Source organism: Sphaerospermopsis sp. FACHB-1094, assembly GCF_014696195.1.
Lineage (GTDB): Bacteria > Cyanobacteriota > Cyanobacteriia > Cyanobacteriales > Nostocaceae > Sphaerospermopsis > Sphaerospermopsis kisseleviana.
The window spans coordinates 23,843-39,776 of sequence record NZ_JACJPT010000042.1; the positions used below are offsets into that span (position 1 = coordinate 23,843).

17 protein-coding genes are annotated in these 15,934 nt (G+C 38.5%); 10 read left to right on the plus strand and 7 right to left on the minus strand.

What is annotated here, in order from left to right; genetic code table 11:
* Positions 1-52 precede the first annotated feature (52 nt).
* Positions 53-1,342 carry a glucose-1-phosphate adenylyltransferase gene (locus H6F47_RS14380; RefSeq protein WP_096572140.1) on the minus strand — a complete coding sequence of 430 codons (1,290 nt, stop codon included), beginning with the start codon at positions 1,340-1,342 and terminating at the stop codon, positions 53-55.
* Positions 1,343-1,496: 154 nt separating this feature from the next.
* Positions 1,497-1,949, minus strand: coding sequence for a DUF29 domain-containing protein (locus H6F47_RS14385; RefSeq protein ID WP_096572141.1), 453 nt, complete (start codon positions 1,947-1,949; stop codon positions 1,497-1,499).
* On the opposite strand from H6F47_RS14385, the gene H6F47_RS28550 reads away from it, so the two are divergent.
* The 4 genes from H6F47_RS28550 to H6F47_RS14400 all read left to right on the plus strand — a co-directional run bounded on the left by H6F47_RS28550 (position 1,948) and on the right by H6F47_RS14400 (position 5,503).
* Positions 1,948-2,079 (plus strand): hypothetical protein, encoded by a 132-nt coding sequence (locus tag H6F47_RS28550; RefSeq protein ID WP_277877154.1) that lies wholly within the window; start codon positions 1,948-1,950, stop codon positions 2,077-2,079. The genes H6F47_RS14385 and H6F47_RS28550 overlap by 2 nt on opposite strands.
* A 90-nt stretch (positions 2,080-2,169) precedes the next feature.
* Positions 2,170-3,363 carry an ATP-binding protein gene (locus H6F47_RS14390; RefSeq protein WP_137666679.1) on the plus strand — a complete coding sequence of 398 codons (1,194 nt, stop codon included), beginning with the start codon at positions 2,170-2,172 and terminating at the stop codon, positions 3,361-3,363.
* Positions 3,360-4,052, plus strand: a complete 693-nt coding sequence (locus tag H6F47_RS14395) for a DUF4276 family protein (RefSeq protein ID WP_190347738.1) — start codon at positions 3,360-3,362, stop codon at positions 4,050-4,052. Before H6F47_RS14390 ends, H6F47_RS14395 begins: the two co-directional genes overlap by 4 nt.
* Before the next feature lie 5 nt (positions 4,053-4,057).
* The gene (locus H6F47_RS14400) at positions 4,058-5,503 is read left to right on the plus strand and encodes a glycoside hydrolase family 13 protein (protein ID WP_190649695.1); all 1,446 of its coding nucleotides are present in this window, start codon (positions 4,058-4,060) and stop codon (positions 5,501-5,503) included.
* Positions 5,504-5,938: 435 nt separating this feature from the next.
* Here the strand turns inward: H6F47_RS14400 and H6F47_RS14405 are convergent, their stop codons facing one another.
* Both H6F47_RS14405 and H6F47_RS14410 read right to left on the minus strand, forming a co-directional pair.
* Positions 5,939-6,232, minus strand: coding sequence for a DUF3593 domain-containing protein (locus tag H6F47_RS14405; protein WP_096572145.1), 294 nt, complete (start codon positions 6,230-6,232; stop codon positions 5,939-5,941).
* Complete coding sequence (locus H6F47_RS14410; protein ID WP_096572146.1) at positions 6,229-6,564, minus strand: DUF2499 domain-containing protein; 336 nt, start codon at positions 6,562-6,564, stop codon at positions 6,229-6,231. The genes H6F47_RS14405 and H6F47_RS14410 overlap by 4 nt, the downstream gene beginning before the upstream one ends.
* Before the next feature lie 227 nt (positions 6,565-6,791).
* Between H6F47_RS14410 and csaB the strand changes: the two genes are divergently transcribed.
* Entirely contained in the window at positions 6,792-7,829 is a 1,038-nt protein-coding gene (gene csaB, locus H6F47_RS14415) for a polysaccharide pyruvyl transferase CsaB (protein ID WP_190649697.1), read from the plus strand.
* Positions 7,830-7,916: 87 nt separating this feature from the next.
* Positions 7,917-8,495, plus strand: a complete 579-nt coding sequence (locus H6F47_RS14420; protein WP_190649699.1) for a Uma2 family endonuclease — start codon at positions 7,917-7,919, stop codon at positions 8,493-8,495.
* A gap of 229 nt (positions 8,496-8,724) precedes the next feature.
* Here H6F47_RS14420 and pgeF read toward each other — a convergent pair whose 3' ends face one another.
* Complete coding sequence (gene pgeF / locus H6F47_RS14425; protein ID WP_096572868.1) at positions 8,725-9,501, minus strand: peptidoglycan editing factor PgeF; 777 nt, start codon at positions 9,499-9,501, stop codon at positions 8,725-8,727.
* A gap of 77 nt (positions 9,502-9,578) precedes the next feature.
* Between pgeF and H6F47_RS14430 the strand changes: the two genes are divergently transcribed.
* The gene (locus H6F47_RS14430; protein ID WP_096572149.1) at positions 9,579-10,379 is read left to right on the plus strand and encodes a biotin--[acetyl-CoA-carboxylase] ligase; all 801 of its coding nucleotides are present in this window, start codon (positions 9,579-9,581) and stop codon (positions 10,377-10,379) included.
* Between the two features lie 88 nt (positions 10,380-10,467).
* Positions 10,468-12,057, plus strand: coding sequence for a peptidoglycan DD-metalloendopeptidase family protein (locus tag H6F47_RS14435; RefSeq protein ID WP_096572150.1), 1,590 nt, complete (start codon positions 10,468-10,470; stop codon positions 12,055-12,057).
* 142 nt (positions 12,058-12,199) lie between these two features.
* Here H6F47_RS14435 and H6F47_RS14440 read toward each other — a convergent pair whose 3' ends face one another.
* A complete protein-coding gene (locus tag H6F47_RS14440; protein ID WP_096572151.1) occupies positions 12,200-12,856 on the minus strand; it encodes a riboflavin synthase in 657 nt (218 codons plus the stop codon).
* A gap of 721 nt (positions 12,857-13,577) precedes the next feature.
* On the opposite strand from H6F47_RS14440, the gene H6F47_RS14445 reads away from it, so the two are divergent.
* Complete coding sequence (locus tag H6F47_RS14445; protein WP_096572152.1) at positions 13,578-14,075, plus strand: bifunctional nuclease family protein; 498 nt, start codon at positions 13,578-13,580, stop codon at positions 14,073-14,075.
* Here the strand turns inward: H6F47_RS14445 and H6F47_RS14450 are convergent.
* Positions 14,043-14,201 (minus strand): hypothetical protein, encoded by a 159-nt coding sequence (locus H6F47_RS14450; RefSeq protein WP_190649700.1) that lies wholly within the window; start codon positions 14,199-14,201, stop codon positions 14,043-14,045. The two genes, H6F47_RS14445 and H6F47_RS14450, sit on opposite strands and share 33 nt — an antisense overlap.
* Before the next feature lie 182 nt (positions 14,202-14,383).
* Between H6F47_RS14450 and H6F47_RS14455 the strand changes: the two genes are divergently transcribed.
* Positions 14,384-15,514: an aldo/keto reductase gene (locus H6F47_RS14455; protein ID WP_190649703.1), complete on the plus strand. Its 1,131-nt coding sequence runs from the start codon at positions 14,384-14,386 to the stop codon at positions 15,512-15,514.
* Positions 15,515-15,934: the final 420 nt, after the last annotated feature.

Below are 15,934 nucleotides of genomic sequence, written 5' to 3' on the forward strand. Positions count from 1 at the left end.
AGTCACCAGTCACCAATCACCAATCACCAATCACCAATCACCAATCACCAGACTAAATAACTGTTCCATCAGGAATCACGGCATTTTTGAGAACAACTACAATCCCACTACGGATATAAAATCCTTGTTTTTCCCGTTCAGCTTCTTGGACGTTATCCTTGTTGATAATTTTCACATTATGACCAATGCGGGCATTTTTATCAATGATGGCTCGGCGAATAATGGTATCTGTACCAATACCAACGGGAATATCACCTTGTTCTATACTACATTGACGTTCTACCGATGGTTGGTAATAGTCTGAACCCATAATCAGGGTTTCTTCAATTACAGAACCTGATTCAATCCGCGATCGCACTCCCAAAACTGAATGTTGAATCCGGCAGTCTTTCAAAATACAACCTTCACCAATCATTGATTCTGTAATATTGCAATTCAATAATTTAGAAGGTGGTAAGTAACGAGCGCGGGTGTAAATTGGTGCTGCTTCATCGTAGAAGCTAAAGGGTGGAAGAGGCTGCTTAGTCAGGGCTAAATTGGCGTTGTAAAATGCTTCTATTGTTCCGATGTCTTCCCAGTAATCATCAAATAAGTATGCCTGAACATTATGATCTTTAGCGGCATCAGGAATAATTTCTTTACCGAAATCAGTCCGTTCTAAAGATTCTTTCAGCAGTTTGATTAAAACATCTTTTTTGAACACATATATGCCCATTGAGGCGATATATGGTTGTAATTCAGCTTGTTCTTTGGTTAACCCCAGGATGGTTGTATCAACGCGCATTTTGGCTAAAGCGTCACCCTTGGGTTTTTCGCTAAAGTCAATCACCCTACCAGAGTTGTCAATTTTCATTAAACCAAAATCGGAGGCGCGGCGATCGTCTATGGGAATCACAGAAAGGGTAATATCAGCGTTGGTTTCCCGATGACGCTGGATAAACTGACGGTAATCCATGCGGTAAAGGTGATCACCAGACAGGATCAGAAATTCGTCTACATCCCATTCCTGTAACATCCAGAGATACTGACGTACAGCATCGGCTGTACCTTGGAACCAGTTGGGGTTTTCTGGAGTTTGTTGTGCTGCTAACACTTCTACAAACCCATCACTGAAGCCACCGAAGTTGTAAGCACGGGTAATATGGCGATTTAAAGAGGCTGAGTTAAATTGTGTGAGAACGTAGATTTTATAGATTTCTGAATTTATGCAGTTACTGATTGGGATATCTATTAAGCGATATTTCCCAGCTACGGGTACTGCGGGTTTAGCGCGGAGTTTGGTTAAGGGATACAGTCGTGTACCCGCACCTCCACCAAGAATGATTGCTAAAACTTTTTTCACAAAATTTCTCCAGACTGCCTTTCAACTCTCACCTACAGTTTAGGACTATCAGTGGCAACTGATAAGGGGGGATCAAAGAATCTTGAGGAAGAATTTTTGAGATTGGGTTCAAACCAGTAAAATAGAACTAATGTATTAATAATGGTAGAGTTTGTTAATCAGGTAGAAAATCATCACTGATGACTTGTTGTAGATGATATGGGCAAATCACAGGAAAAGATTCTCTTGGTAAACCTGTTTCAGCTTTTGCTTGCTTGACTGCTTGTGTGTAACATTCTGTAAAAATTTCCTCTAGATAGGGTTGGAGACTGGGAGAATCCTGGAGTGATTCTTGTACACGTCTGCGATGTTCAATGATGCTGCTTTCCCAGCTACCGCTTCTCTGGTTCGGTTGAAATTGCCATTTAAGCAAATGCAGCAGAATTACAATCAGATTACTTTTAAGACTTTTGCGTTCACTCCTTCCCATATCAGCGATTTCTTCAATCAGGTTTTCCCAGTCTACATTGGTGTAGTCCTGATTTTGTAATTTAGACAAGGTTGTTTCTATCCATTGCAGGTAGTCGGTTTCATATAGGGTGGGGGAAGGTGTTTTAGGTAAAGACATGGCGATTTCCATAGCTTTTACTTTGAGCTTTTACTTTGATTGTAGTTTTTCTGGGTGGGAATATCGCTCTGCAAACGATGAAGCTGATAATATTGGGTTAATCAACAAGAAAAACTCAATCACAGGTTAATGTTTTCTTGTAGGATAAGAATCAGTATCATTACTAAAGGGATATAATCAACCCTGATTACCTGAATAAATTGTAAGAAATCAAACATTTATGAGATTAGATTTAGTTGAATATTATCAAGATGAAAATAAATGGCGTTTAAAAAATTGCCAACTAGGTGATATAAACTTAATTGTAGGTAAAAACGCCTCTGGAAAATCAAGAATCCTCAGAACTATTAAGTTTATAGCGGATTTTTTAGCTGGTGAAGAAAGACTGAGTAAGCTGGATGGTAGGTTAAGGGAGTGGAAGCTAACCTTTGATATTAATCACACAGATGAGAAAAAAGTCTACATCTTAAAAGCTGAGAATGGACAAGTAATTAAAGAGAGTTACACGATAGGAGCTAAATCTTACCTGAATAGAGATGAATCAGGAAAAGGTAAAATTCAGGCTGTACAATTAGATCAGGAAATTGATTTTCAAACACCGCCTAGTGAAGTTGCTGCTTTTAATCGTAGAGATTCTATTCAACATCCTTTTTTCGAGGAAATTTACAATTGGGCAAACTCATTGAGATATTACGAATTTGGAACGGATTTAGGTAGAAAAAGTCTGCTTGAAATTAATAATGAAAGTTTTTCTTTACTCAAAGGAAATATAGACTTCAAAAATAAAGACAATGTAATTGCTATCTTTAAAAGAGGAGAGGAAGAGCTAGGAGAAAGTTTTATTACATCTATAAAATCCGATATGTTATATCTAGGTTACAAAATAAATGAATTGGGATTGAAAACTCCATCAACTTCGATTTTTAAAGGAGATAAACTATCTTTGCCAGACGGAAAATATCAATATCTTTATGTTCAGGAAAGTGATTTAAAAAATCAAACTGAACAATCAATTATGTCTCAAGGTATGTTTAGAGCATTATCTCTCATAATTCAAGTAAACTATTCACTCTTAGCTAAAAAACCTAGTTGTATTTTAATAGATGATATTGGTGAAGGACTCGATTTTGAAAGAGCATCAGCGATGATTAAGTTACTTGTTAGTAAAGCTGAAGCAGAAAAAGGATTAGTTCAGTTAATTATGACCACGAATGATCGATTTATTATGAATGGTGTTCCTTTAGAATATTGGTCAGTTATTGAGAGACAACCAGGATTAGCCAAACTTCATAATATACATAATTCAAAAGAAATATTTGATGATTTTAAATTCACTGGTTTAAATAATTTTGATTTCTTTGCAACCCAATTCTATCTAGAGGGATTTGGTAATGAGGAGAATATAGAACAGTGAAAAAATTAGCTATTTTTGTGGAGGGGAAAACTGAACAAATTTTTGTCAAAAAGTTATTAACAGAAATTGCTGGTAAATTACATATATCCATAGAAATTAAATCTAGGGAAAAAAGCAACTCTGCTCAAGTAATAATGAAAGATCCTGTTACTTCTGCAACAAAATTTTATGTTTTAATTTATAACTCTTGTCGTGATGAAAGTGTCGTTTCCGACATGAGAGACCAATATAATTTTCTTACTACTGCTGGTTATGAGAGAGTAATAGGATTAAGAGATGTTTACCCCATACCCATAGCTGAAAAATTCAAACTGCAAAGAGGTTTGAATTATTCTTTACCCAAAGGTTCAATTCCTGTAAATATAGTGCTTGCTGTGATGGAAATAGAAGCATGGTTTTTAGCAGAATATAATCATTTTATTAAAATAGATTCCAGCTTAACACCTGATAGAATTGAGGAACTTTTTGGTTTTAATCCTCAAACCGATGATATGGAAGCACGACTTAAACCTTCAGATGACATCAAACAAATTTATAATCATGTCGGCAAAGGTTACAATAAGAGTGAAAAACAACTGAATAGACTAGCAGCTAATTTAGATTATGAATTTATATATATTAAACTTGTCAATTGTGTTCCTAGTTTGGGAGAATTTATTAGATATATCGACAATTTCATAATTTATTAGTAGATATGCAAATTCACACACCAGACTGGGTAAAACACGCGGTTTTTTACCAAATCTTCCCCGATAGATTCGCTAAAAGTACACAACCCCGGAAACGTTTATTAAATGATCCAAAATGGGAAGATTGGGATGCTTTCCCCACACTCCAAGGTTATAAAGGTGGGGATTTATGGGGGATTTTAGAACAATTAGATTATATTCAAAGTTTAGGCGTTAACGCTATTTACTTTACTCCCATTTTTCAATCTGCTTGTAATCACCGTTATCACACCCATGATTATTATCAAGTTGATCCTTTATTGGGAGGAAATGCAGCATTTAAAGAATTGCTAGATGCAGCACATCAACGTAATATTAAAATTGTGTTGGATGGGGTTTTTAATCATGCGAGTCGGGGGATTTTCTTTTTTCACGACATATTAGAAAATGGACCTTATTCACCTTGGGTAGATTGGTTTAAAATTCAAGGTTGGCCACTTGCACCTTATACGGGTGATGCACCTGCAAATTATGAAAGTTGGGCGGGTATTCGTTCTTTACCAGTGTTTAATCATGATAACCCAGAAGTGCGGGAATATATTATGGAAATTGCCGAATATTGGATTAAATTTGGTATTGATGGATGGCGTTTAGATGTACCTTTTGAAATTAAAACTCCTGGTTTTTGGCAAGAATTTAGAGATAGGGTCAAAGCAATAAATCCCGATGCTTATATTGTCGGAGAAGTGTGGACAGATTCCCGTCAGTGGTTGGATGGAAGGCAATTTGATGGGGTAATGAATTATTTATTTACAGGTCCAACTATTGCTTTTACTGCGGGAAACCGTGTAGATTTAGAAATGGTAAAGGGACGTGATTATCAACCTTTTCCACCTTTATTTGCTGCTGAATATGCGGAGAAAATAGAGGACTTATTGACACTTTATCCTTGGGAAATTCAACTTACACAACTGAATTTATTAGCAAGTCATGATACAGCGAGATTAATAACTATTGCAGGTGGTGATGTTGCATCTTTAGAATTAGCAACTTTGTTATTATTGACTTTTCCGGGAGCGCCTAGTATATATTATGGTGATGAAGTGGGTTTACCAGGTGCTTTAGATCCTGATTGTCGTCGTGGTTTTCCTTTAGAAGCTAATTGGAATTTGCAAATTTTGAAAACCCATAAACAATTAATTTCTTTACGTAATCAATATCAAGCTTTGAGGGTGGGAAGTTATCAAGTTATTTATGCGGAAAGTACGCTGTATGTGTTTATAAGAATTTGGGAAAATGAGGAGTTAATGATTGCAGTAAATGTGGGTGAGGAGTCGGTTACAGTGAGTTTTGATGGTGGGAAATTAGAAAATAAATTGCAAAATTTATTGTTTGGAAATGGGGAAATAAAGTGGAATAATCAGAGTGTTGATTTGAATGTTCCTGCGCGTAGTGGGTGTATTTTTGGTTAGGAATTGAGATCCCCCCTAACCTCACAAGGGTAGGTATTTTACATTGTCGTCAGGGCAAGACTTGGTGGACAAGGTGGACAAGGTGGACAAGGTGACAAGGGAGGAAAACAGTACAAAGTATGTATTTTTAGTCACAAAAATAGTCCGTCAAAAAACCATTGTCCGTATAAAATCTTCCTTGTCTTCCTGGTCTTGCCTTCACAGATCATATTAAAAACCTACCCCTGTGAGGGGGGGTAGAGAGACAAAAAATCATCTGCACATAGGTATTCACCCTCAAACTCTTTATTCATCGTGGTTTTCAGTTTATTCAGCAACCCCTATTTAGGGGTGCGATCGCGGCAGAAAATGTGTTTTTATTGAGAATTAGGCAATTTAATTGAGAATTAAAACCCGATCTCACAAAATCGCTTCGCTCCCCCTGTCACCTATCACCTATTCCTTATTCCCTAAATTTTGTACTGCTTGGCGAAAACCTAAGACGACTAAAATATTAGCGAGGGTTAAAAATACTTCAGCGCCTCCATGTAACCAGTCTATATTGGCTAAAGCTTCTCCATAAGCAACTTTGGCATAGATGCCGGCGGGAATAGTAATACCGACAAATACTAAAGTACCGTAAAATCCATATAGGGCTAAACGTGGCATTTGCGGACTACGGCTAATAAACCACAAGAAACCCAAATAGGGAAACAAGGAAAGGGCAAAGAGGGTTTCTTTTGATATCATGGTTCTGATTTGATGGTTTTTGCTTCAATTTTGGTTGCAGACTTGGTAGAACGCCAAATCCATACTGCTGCCGCCCAAAGGGTAAAATTACCCACTAATGTCATGGTAGCTTGGAGGGTGACTAACCATTCTAGGGATTCGGGGTTGTCGAAATAATGCCAAGTGCAAGCACACATAGCACTGATTAAAGCTGGTAACATGGCAAAGGACAATCCCCACCAACTACGGTTTTTTGTCAGTTCACCGTATCTCCAGATTAACCAAATAGCGGCTATCCATTCAATAACACTAGAAACGTGAATAATCCAGGTGGGAATCGAAAGGGCGTGCATAATAGTCAGTAATCAGTTATTAGTTGTCTATTAGTTGTCAGTTGTAGATAACCACTTAAAAAATTGGTAATCCAAAATCTAAAATATCAGGACTTACGTAGAATACCTCACAAACCCTCTTTCCTTTGTGTCCTTTGCGTCCTTTGCGGTTTATTTTTCCATGATTACGGCCTAAGTCCAACATCTAACATCCAAAATCCAAAATCCAAAATCCAAAATTATTGAAGATGCGTGTTTTATTATCTGGGTATTACGGCAAAGGTAATGGTGGTGATGAAGCTTTGTTAGCTACACTTTTGCAAATGTTACCACCTCATGTCACCCCTGTAGTGCTTTCTGGAAATCCTGAAGAAACGAGTCGGCGTTATGGTGTGGAAAGTTACAACCGCATGGCGTTTTTACAGGTAATTCAAGCTTTACGTTCCTGTGATGCGTTCATTTGGGGTGGTGGTAGTTTAATGCAGGATGTGACTAGTACCATTAGCCCTTTTTATTATGGCGGATTAATGGCGATCGCTCAAGTCCTAAAATTAAAAACTATAGCTTGGGGACAGGGAATAGGACCTTTATTGCGTCCGCAAACTCGCTGGTTAGCAAAGCGAAATTTTGCTGGTTGTATTCAAGTCAGTGTACGCGATCGCTCTAGTTCGGCTTTATTATCAAATTGGAATATACCACATATTCTTGCACCTGATCCAGTTTGGGCATTAAAGTCCCAATCAGTAGCAGAATTAGCAGATTTACCAAAACCAAGAATTGCAGTTACTTTAAGAAATCATCCCCAACTTACAGAAACTAGATTAGCAAATTTAACTCGTGCTTTGGTGGAGTTACAAACAGCTACCCAAGCCTTTATTTTAATATTACCATTTCAAAAAAGCGAAGATTTAGGAATTGCCGAAAAAATTCAACTGCAATTAACAGATAATAGTAAGATTCTTTGTTTAGAAGCACCGGAAATTTTAAAAGGTGCATTTCAGGGTGTAGATATGGTTATTGGAATGCGTCTACATAGTTTAATTATGGCTGCTAGTGAAGGTTGTCGTTGTTTTGCATTGAGTTATGATCCCAAGATAAACAGATTAATGGAAGATTTACAAATACCTGGATGGGATTTAGAAAATATCCCCGATGATGTAGATTTAATTAGTAAAAATTGGTTAGATTTTTATCAAAATGGTGAATCTTTATCATCGGAGAAAATTCAATCTTTGATAAATGGGGCGTTTTTGCATAGGGATTTATTAAAGGATGCTTTAAAGTAAATTTTCTTAAATAGCATAACCAAATCATACCAAGTTGATTTATTATTGAGATACGAGTTGATATATATTATATCCGCAGAGATAATTATGACAGCTATCACCGTCAACTTAAATCCTATTATCCAACTCACAGACCATCAATTTTATCAATTGTGTCGAGAAAATCCTGAAGTTAGATTTGAAAGAAATGCAAAAGGAGAAATACAGATTATGTCACCCACAGGAGGAGGAACGGGAAAACGTAATGTTGAAATTTCGGCAGATTTTGTTTTTTGGAATCGTCAAAATAAACTAGGAGTTTGTTTTGATTTTTCCACCTGTTTTAAACTTCCCAATGGTGCAAACCGTTCTCCTGATGTAGCTTGGATAAAAAAAGAAAGATGGGATGCACTCACACTGGAAGAACAGGAAAAGTTTCCACCAATCGCACCCGATTTTGTTTTAGAGTTAATGTCACCCAGTGATAGTTTAGAAGAAACTCAGGAAAAAATGCGGGAGTATATCAATAATGAAGTAAGATTAGGTTGGTTGATTAATCGTAAAATGCGTCAAGTGGAAATTTATCGTCTTGGTAAACCAGTGGAAGTATTAGAATTTCCTCAAGAATTATCAGGTGAAGATGTTTTACCGGGGTTTGTTTTGAATTTGCAAATAGTTTGGGGATAAACTAGGTGACAGATACTAGAGAAGAAAGCAGGGTAACACAAAACCCTCTTAAAGAAAAGATCGTTCCTATCCAACTCTTGAAACTGTCACCGTGGCGTAGCACCTGTCACCTGTCACCTGTCACCTAGCTTTCACAGATAACTTTTTCAGCAAACCCTAAATAGAAATGCTAATGCCATGCTCAATACAACGGTAACACATCAAACATTATGTTACTACTGACAGGAAATTAAGATAAACTAACAATTCCTGACCATTGCACCTTTTTCTCCTTTTCTCGACGATAAGAAAAGAAGTGTTCAGGAGATTGATAGGTACAGTAAGGAGCGATCGCAATTTGTTCTCCACTAAACCCCAACTGCTCTAACTGCAAAGCATTAACACGACGCACATCTAAACGCACCTTTCCCGGTTCTGCATCCGGTAATAAAGGTGAATCAGGTAAATCGTGTAAAGCAGCAACTATTTTTTCTGGGTCATTATGTGGTATAATAGTGCTTCCAATTTCCGCAGCCACTTCCACGGAAACTTGGTAAACTTCACCTGCGATCGCAGGACCCATAGCAATGCGTAAATCTTCCAGTTTGCTACCTTGAGATTGCATCTTTTTAATGGCTTGGGGAACAATCTGCGCTGCTGTACCCCGCCAACCCGCGTGTAAAGCCGCTACCTGTCCGATTTTGACATCCCCAATCAGCACCGGTGTACAATCAGCAGAAGCCACCCAAACAGCCTGTAAAGGTTTTTCACTGATTAAACCATCTGCTAACGCCAACTCATCATTGCTGTTGTTTAAATGTTCATCTACCTCTTGGGGAGTCAAAACAGTATTACCGTGAACTTGTTTTAAACGATAAGCAGCAGCTTCTGGTTGCAGTACCTGTGTTAACTCCTGCGGTGGACGTGGCCAAAACTGCTGGGTAAAAAAACCATGAGGCCAAGGTGTCAAAAGATTACAAGTCAGGTAAGGTAGACCTTCCCAATTGTGCCAGTGCCAAGTGTGCATTTTCAAACAAACCCAAACAAAAAATACAAAACCGCCAATCAATGCTAACTTGATCAACGGGATTTAGGGGAATAACTGTGGAATTTGATCGGCAACTTTTAGAAAATTTCTTACACTTAGGGCGTAAGCAACCATGTATACCATTTTCTCTACACATTTTTGACAGTCTCCCGTCAACTAATCAAATGGTATGGGACTTGATCGCCCAAGGAGCAAAACCAGGATCTGTAGTGATTGCCACCCAACAAACCGCAGGTAGGGGACAATGGGGAAGACAATGGTTATCTCCTGCGGGTGGTTTATACCTTTCAATGGCGATCGCTCCTCAACTAGAAGTCACCAATAGCTATCAACTAACCTTAGCTAGTGCTTGGGGAATTGCTTCACACTTACGAAAGTGTGGCATAACAGTAGGAATAAAATGGCCGAATGATTTAGTATTAAATCGTCGCAAACTAGGCGGCATTTTAACAGAAACCAGGGTTTTTCAAGGGCATATTACCCAAGCTGTGATTGGTGTTGGTATAAACTGGGCTAACCCAGTACCAGAAACTGGCATCAACTTAAAATCCTGGCAAACTACCCAGAATGATCAAGCTATTTCTGGGCTAGAAATGCTCACTGCTCAAGTTTTACTGGGAATACAGTCCGGTCTAGAGTGTCTAAACAACGAAGGAATAAGCATACTACTGTCTCGTTATCTGCATTTACTGACAAACATCGGTGATCATGTGTATGTCAATAATCTCTTAGGCACTGTAGTTGGGGTGACACCCGAAGGAAATCTCCGCTTACAAATGGCTGAATATAATAGGACAGAACTGATAAAAGCAGAAATTTCTGTAGAACCCGGTACAATCAGTTTGGGTTACTCTTAATCTTCGGTGTTAATTTCTGTTTAATTTCTGTTTAACTTTTTAAGCACATCATCTTCTTTAAACTTATTACACACAACTGAGAGAAAAAATGACGCAGCCTCATAAATCTGCCCATAACCGCTTGAATAATAAGCGAACTCAAAGTTTAACAACAAAACGCTTTGCTTCTACATTACCAGCCCAAGCCCTGACTTGGTTGAGTAGTGTTAGCCTGTTAAGTGGTGGTTTTGTGTTGGCTCAAACGGAATCATCAGTAGATAACATTGTTCCCACTATTGAAAGTTCCCAACCGACAGCAGTTGCAGAGACAGGAACAAAAGAAACTGCTGCCCCAGAAGCAGTAAAATCAACACCAGATTTTGCTGAACGCAGAGCCAGACTGAAAAAGAAACTCAACAATAAAGAAGTTTCCCAAACAGCAGAACCGTTGAGACAGTCTCAACCAAAAGCAGAAAATTCTCAACCTGTTGTCATCATTAAAACTTCTCAACCGAAAGCGGAAACGTCACAGGTGAAAAAACCAGAGACTTCTGTTAACTCAGCACCTGAGAAACCCGCAGAAGTAGCTAAACCAGCAAATAATAATGCTGGGGATACTGGCAGCGCCACAGCGAGGAAAACCAAAGATTACAATAACACCCAGATTGACCCCACCGAATACAATGGGACTGCAACTAACAACTATGAACCACCCAGTTCTGTAGTTGTTACAGAAAGGTCTAGCGGTTGTGAAGCAGTTTTTTCTAAAAGAGAAATTGCTGCTGGCGCTTGTGGTAAAAAAGCCACTGATACCCCTACCGTAGCTGATGCACCCAAAAAATCAGCACCTAGTTGGATCAAAAAAAGTGAAACCGCTAGTTTAGAAAAAACACCAAAAACACCGCAAGTAGCGGCTCAGTCTAACTCACAAGCCCGCAATGTAGTGAAAACGGTTGCTACTGCTGTCAATAATAATCAAAGTTGGCGTACTGCCCAAACAAATACTAGCAGTTCTACAAAAACCGCCTATCGTCCGAATCGGTTTATTCCTCAACCCAGCGAGTTTTCCCCAACTACAACCGTCAATGCTACACCCATCGCCCCCAGCTTTGGCAGTTTACCCGCGCCAATGGCAGAGGATAATATAGCACCACGTCCAAGTAATGTATCTTATGATTTTGCTCTGGCAGCGGTTTTACCACAAGTTCCTTACAGTAACACCTTTGCTTATGCTTACCGTGGTGGTAGTTCGGGAGTAGCTTTTCCCTTATCTTTTGCTGCGCCTGTAACTTCTTTATTTGGTTGGCGGATACATCCTATAACTGGCGATCGCCGTTTCCATGCAGGTACAGATATAGGAGCGCCCACAGGTACACCAATTTTAGCAGCGGCTAGAGGTCAAGTAGAAACTGCTGACTGGATTGGTGGTTACGGTTTAACCGTGATTATTAATCACAGTTCTGCCCAACAAACTCTCTACGCTCATATGTCAGACATCTTAGTTCGTCCTGGTCAGTGGGTAGAACCAGGAATGGTGATCGGTCGAGTTGGTAGCACTGGTAACTCTACAGGACCTCACCTGCATTTTGAAGTCCGTCACCTCACACCCAACGGTTGGGTTGCTGTTGACCCCGGTGTGAAGTTACAAGCAGGTTTAAATAACTTGGTGTACAACAACAGAACAGCACAGGCCAGATAGGGGACAGGTGACAGGTGACAGGTGACAGTGAAGAGAGCAGGGGAGCAGGGAGCAGGGAGCAGGGGGAGAATATTAACTTTTGCCTCTTGCCTTTTGCCTCTTGCCTTTTGCCTCTTGCCTTCTGTCCCCAGTCCCCAGTCACCTATAAATACCCGTGTTCTATTAAGAATGCGGGTGTAATGTCCTCTTGATGTGGTGTTTTGCCTGGGGAAATGAATTTTTCCACGTATTTACCCAGGATATCGGCTTCTAAATTTACCCAACTACCAGAACTTAAACAACTCAGGTTTGTTTCCGAGTATGTGAGGGGAATGACGGCTGCTGTAAACTGTGAGTGTTCAGGTTGATAGGTGGCTACAGTGAGACTGATACCGTTGATGGCGATGCTACCTTTAGGGACGATATAACGAGCGATCGCCTCTGGTACTGCAAAAGTCATTTCCCAAGAGGTCGCTGTCTGTTCCGCTAAAATGAGTTCACCCATCCCATCTACATGACCCATGACAAAATGACCTCCTACCTTACCCCCCACTCGCAGCGACGTTTCTAGGTTGACATATCTGGCTTGGGTTTCTTCTCTCCCTAAAGTGGTACGACGCAGGGTTTCTGGTGAAGCAGTGGCAATAAAACCATCTTTTAAAATTTCTTCCACCGTCAGACATACGCCATCTACTGCTACACTATCGCCATAAGTTAAATCGTGCATAATGGCATCCGAGTGGCTGACAAAAGTAATCTGCCACAAATCGTTAGATAAGGGTTTAATTTTACCTAATCCTTGAATTAATCCTGTAAACATGATTTTTTGCCAAATTAACTTTATTTACAAGTTTGCTAAGAATTGGTAATGGGTAATTGGTAATGGGTAATTGGTAATGGGTAATTGGTAATACAATTTTGGATTTTGGATTGTTTTTGTCAATTCCAATCTAAAATATAAAATTTTCTTTCCCAGTCACCAGTCACCAGTCACCAGTCACCAGTCACTAGTCCCCAGTCACCAGTCCCCAGTCACCTATTGCTTAATTTTGGCTGAAATCAACTGATAATTCCGAACAAAAACGTAAAACATTTAAAGATAATTTCTGAAGTTTTTTTTGAAGGCTGAACAGTCACACATTAACATCAATCTCAAGGCATACTTGGTTAAGACGATTATGATTTGAGGAGAGCATTTTGACTTACTCTGGTGTTTACTACAAGTTCGGAGTCATCGGGTGGAGATTAATTTTCCGATAAAGCCTTATATACTGCCACATATCGGACAATAATTGCTCGTATTTGGCTATAACTCGCTTCCCAAAAGATAGGCGTTTAAGCTGAAAGAGGGAACACTGCTCTCATTTTGCCAATAAAATCAGGAGTAAAGTCCAGATTATTTGGGTTTTATGTAGCAGTTTAATAGAAGCGATTATAAAGAAGAAAAGCCCTATGTTTACTTCTGTCTTAGAAAAACCCAATCAAGGGTATGTTTTGCCACATAGCACTCAAGCAATACAAGGATTTTAGAGGGTTGGCCAATGATTGAAATGAGAGTCGCTGGTATAGCTTTAGATGCCATAACCCGTAGTCCGATTGTACTCCTGAAAGATAGTTCAGATCGTCGGGCTTTACCAATTTATATCGGTCAGGATCAAGCTAGGGCGATTATGGGTGCTATGGAGCATCAAAAACCCCCTAGACCTTTAACTCATGACTTGATGGTAAATGTTTTGGAAGCATGGAATATGACCTTAGAAAAGGTGATAATTCATTCTTTGCAAAAGGATACATTCTACGCTGCTTTAATTGTGCAGCAAGGAGAGGTAAAAAAAGAAATAGATTCTCGTCCTAGTGATGCGATCGCCATTGCTTTACGGACAAATGCACCGATTTGGGTGATGGAAGAAGTGGTAGCAGATGCTTCTATTCCCGTTGATCGTGATGCGGATGAAGCTGAACAACAAGCTTTCCGGGAATTTGTTTCTAATCTTCGTCCTGAAGATTTAATCAAGCGATTTGGTAACGGTGACGGTTAAATAGGAGACTGGGGACTGGGGACTGGTGACTGGGGACTGGTGACTGGTGACTGGGGACTGGTGACTGGGGACTGGTGACTGGTGACTGGTGACTGGTGACTGGGGAGATTTATGATTTTTCATCACAAAATATATACAGATTTTACAGGATTAATTAATTTCTCTCTTCCCCAATCACCTATTCCCTATTCCCTATTCCCTATTCCCTATTCCCTATTCCCTATTCCCTATTCCCTATTCCCTATTCCCTATTCCCTATTCCCTATTCCCTATTCCCTATTTTCTTCTGTCACCTGTCACCTGACTTTATGCAATATCGACGTTTTGGTAAAACAAATTTAAAATTATCAGTGTTTTCTTTGGGAACAATGCGTTATTTAAATAACGTAGAAACTGCTCATCAAACTATTGAAAAAGCTTTATCTTTAGGTATCAATCACATAGAAACTGCTAGAGGTTATGGTAAAAGTGAGGAGTATTTAGGTACAGCAATAAAAAGCGGTTTATCAGTACCAAGAAATCAATTATATATCACTACTAAAATTCCTCCCTGTGCTGATGCTGACACCATGCATCAGTACATTGATGAATCTTTACAACGTTTAAATTTAGATTATTTAGATTGTTTGGGTATTCATGGTTTAAATACTAGGCAACATTTAGAATGGGTAGAAGCTAAAAATGGCTGTATGCAAGCTGTTCATGAAGCTGTAAATGATGGCAGAGTTAAACATATTGGTTTCTCTACTCATGGTGCTTTAGAGATTATTTTGGCAGCAATTAATACAGATTTATTTGAATTTGTGAATTTGCATTATTATTATTTTTTCCAACGTAATAATTTAGCGATTGAAGCAGCTACAAAAAAAGATATGGGTGTATTTATTATTTCTCCTGCTGATAAAGGAGGAAGACTTTACACACCACCAGACAAATTAAAAGAACTGTGTCAACCTTTCACACCTTTAGAATTAAATTATCGGTTTTTATTGAGTGATTCCAGAATTACAACTTTAAGCGTCGGTGCTGCAACTCCAGAAGAATTAATTGCACCTTTGGCAGTTTCTCATAATATTAATGAGTTAACAACAGAAGAGATAAAAGTTTTTAAAAACTTAGAAAATCAAAAGAATCAAGTTTTAGAAACTGATAAATGTAGTCAATGTTATGCTTGTTTACCTTGTCCTGAAAATATCAATATTCCTGAAGTTTTAAGATTAAGAAATTTGGCAGTTGCTTATGATATGATTGATTATGGAAAATATCGTTATGCAATGTTTGAAAATGCGGGTCATTGGTTTCCCGGAATGAAAGGAAATCGGTGTACAGAATGCGGTGATTGTTTACCGAAATGTCCTGAAAATTTAGATATTCCTGCTTTATTAAATGATACCCATGAAAGGTTAAATGGGAAAGGGGGGAGGAGGTTGTGGGGTTAGATATTTTGTCAGAATCAGAATGTCCAGGATTAAAACATTAAATATTTTTTGTCAGAATCAGGATGTCCAGGATTTGAGGATTTTCAGGATGGAGATATTTAGATATTTAATATATTTGTCAGAATCAGGATGTCCAGGATTTAAGGATTTTCAGGATGGAGATATTTAATATTTTCAGAATATGATTATATTACTTTCGATATAAAGATTTTGAATGTTTTTTGATAAATACTATATTATTACAATCTCCAAATCATCTTGAACAAAATCCCAATAAAAATCCTGAAAATCCTCAAATCCTGGATATCCTAATTCTGACAAAAAATCTCTCAATCATCATCAAAAAATCCCAATAAAAATCCTGAAAATCCTCAAATCCTGGATATCCTGATTCTGACAAAAAAATCTCTCAATCATCAT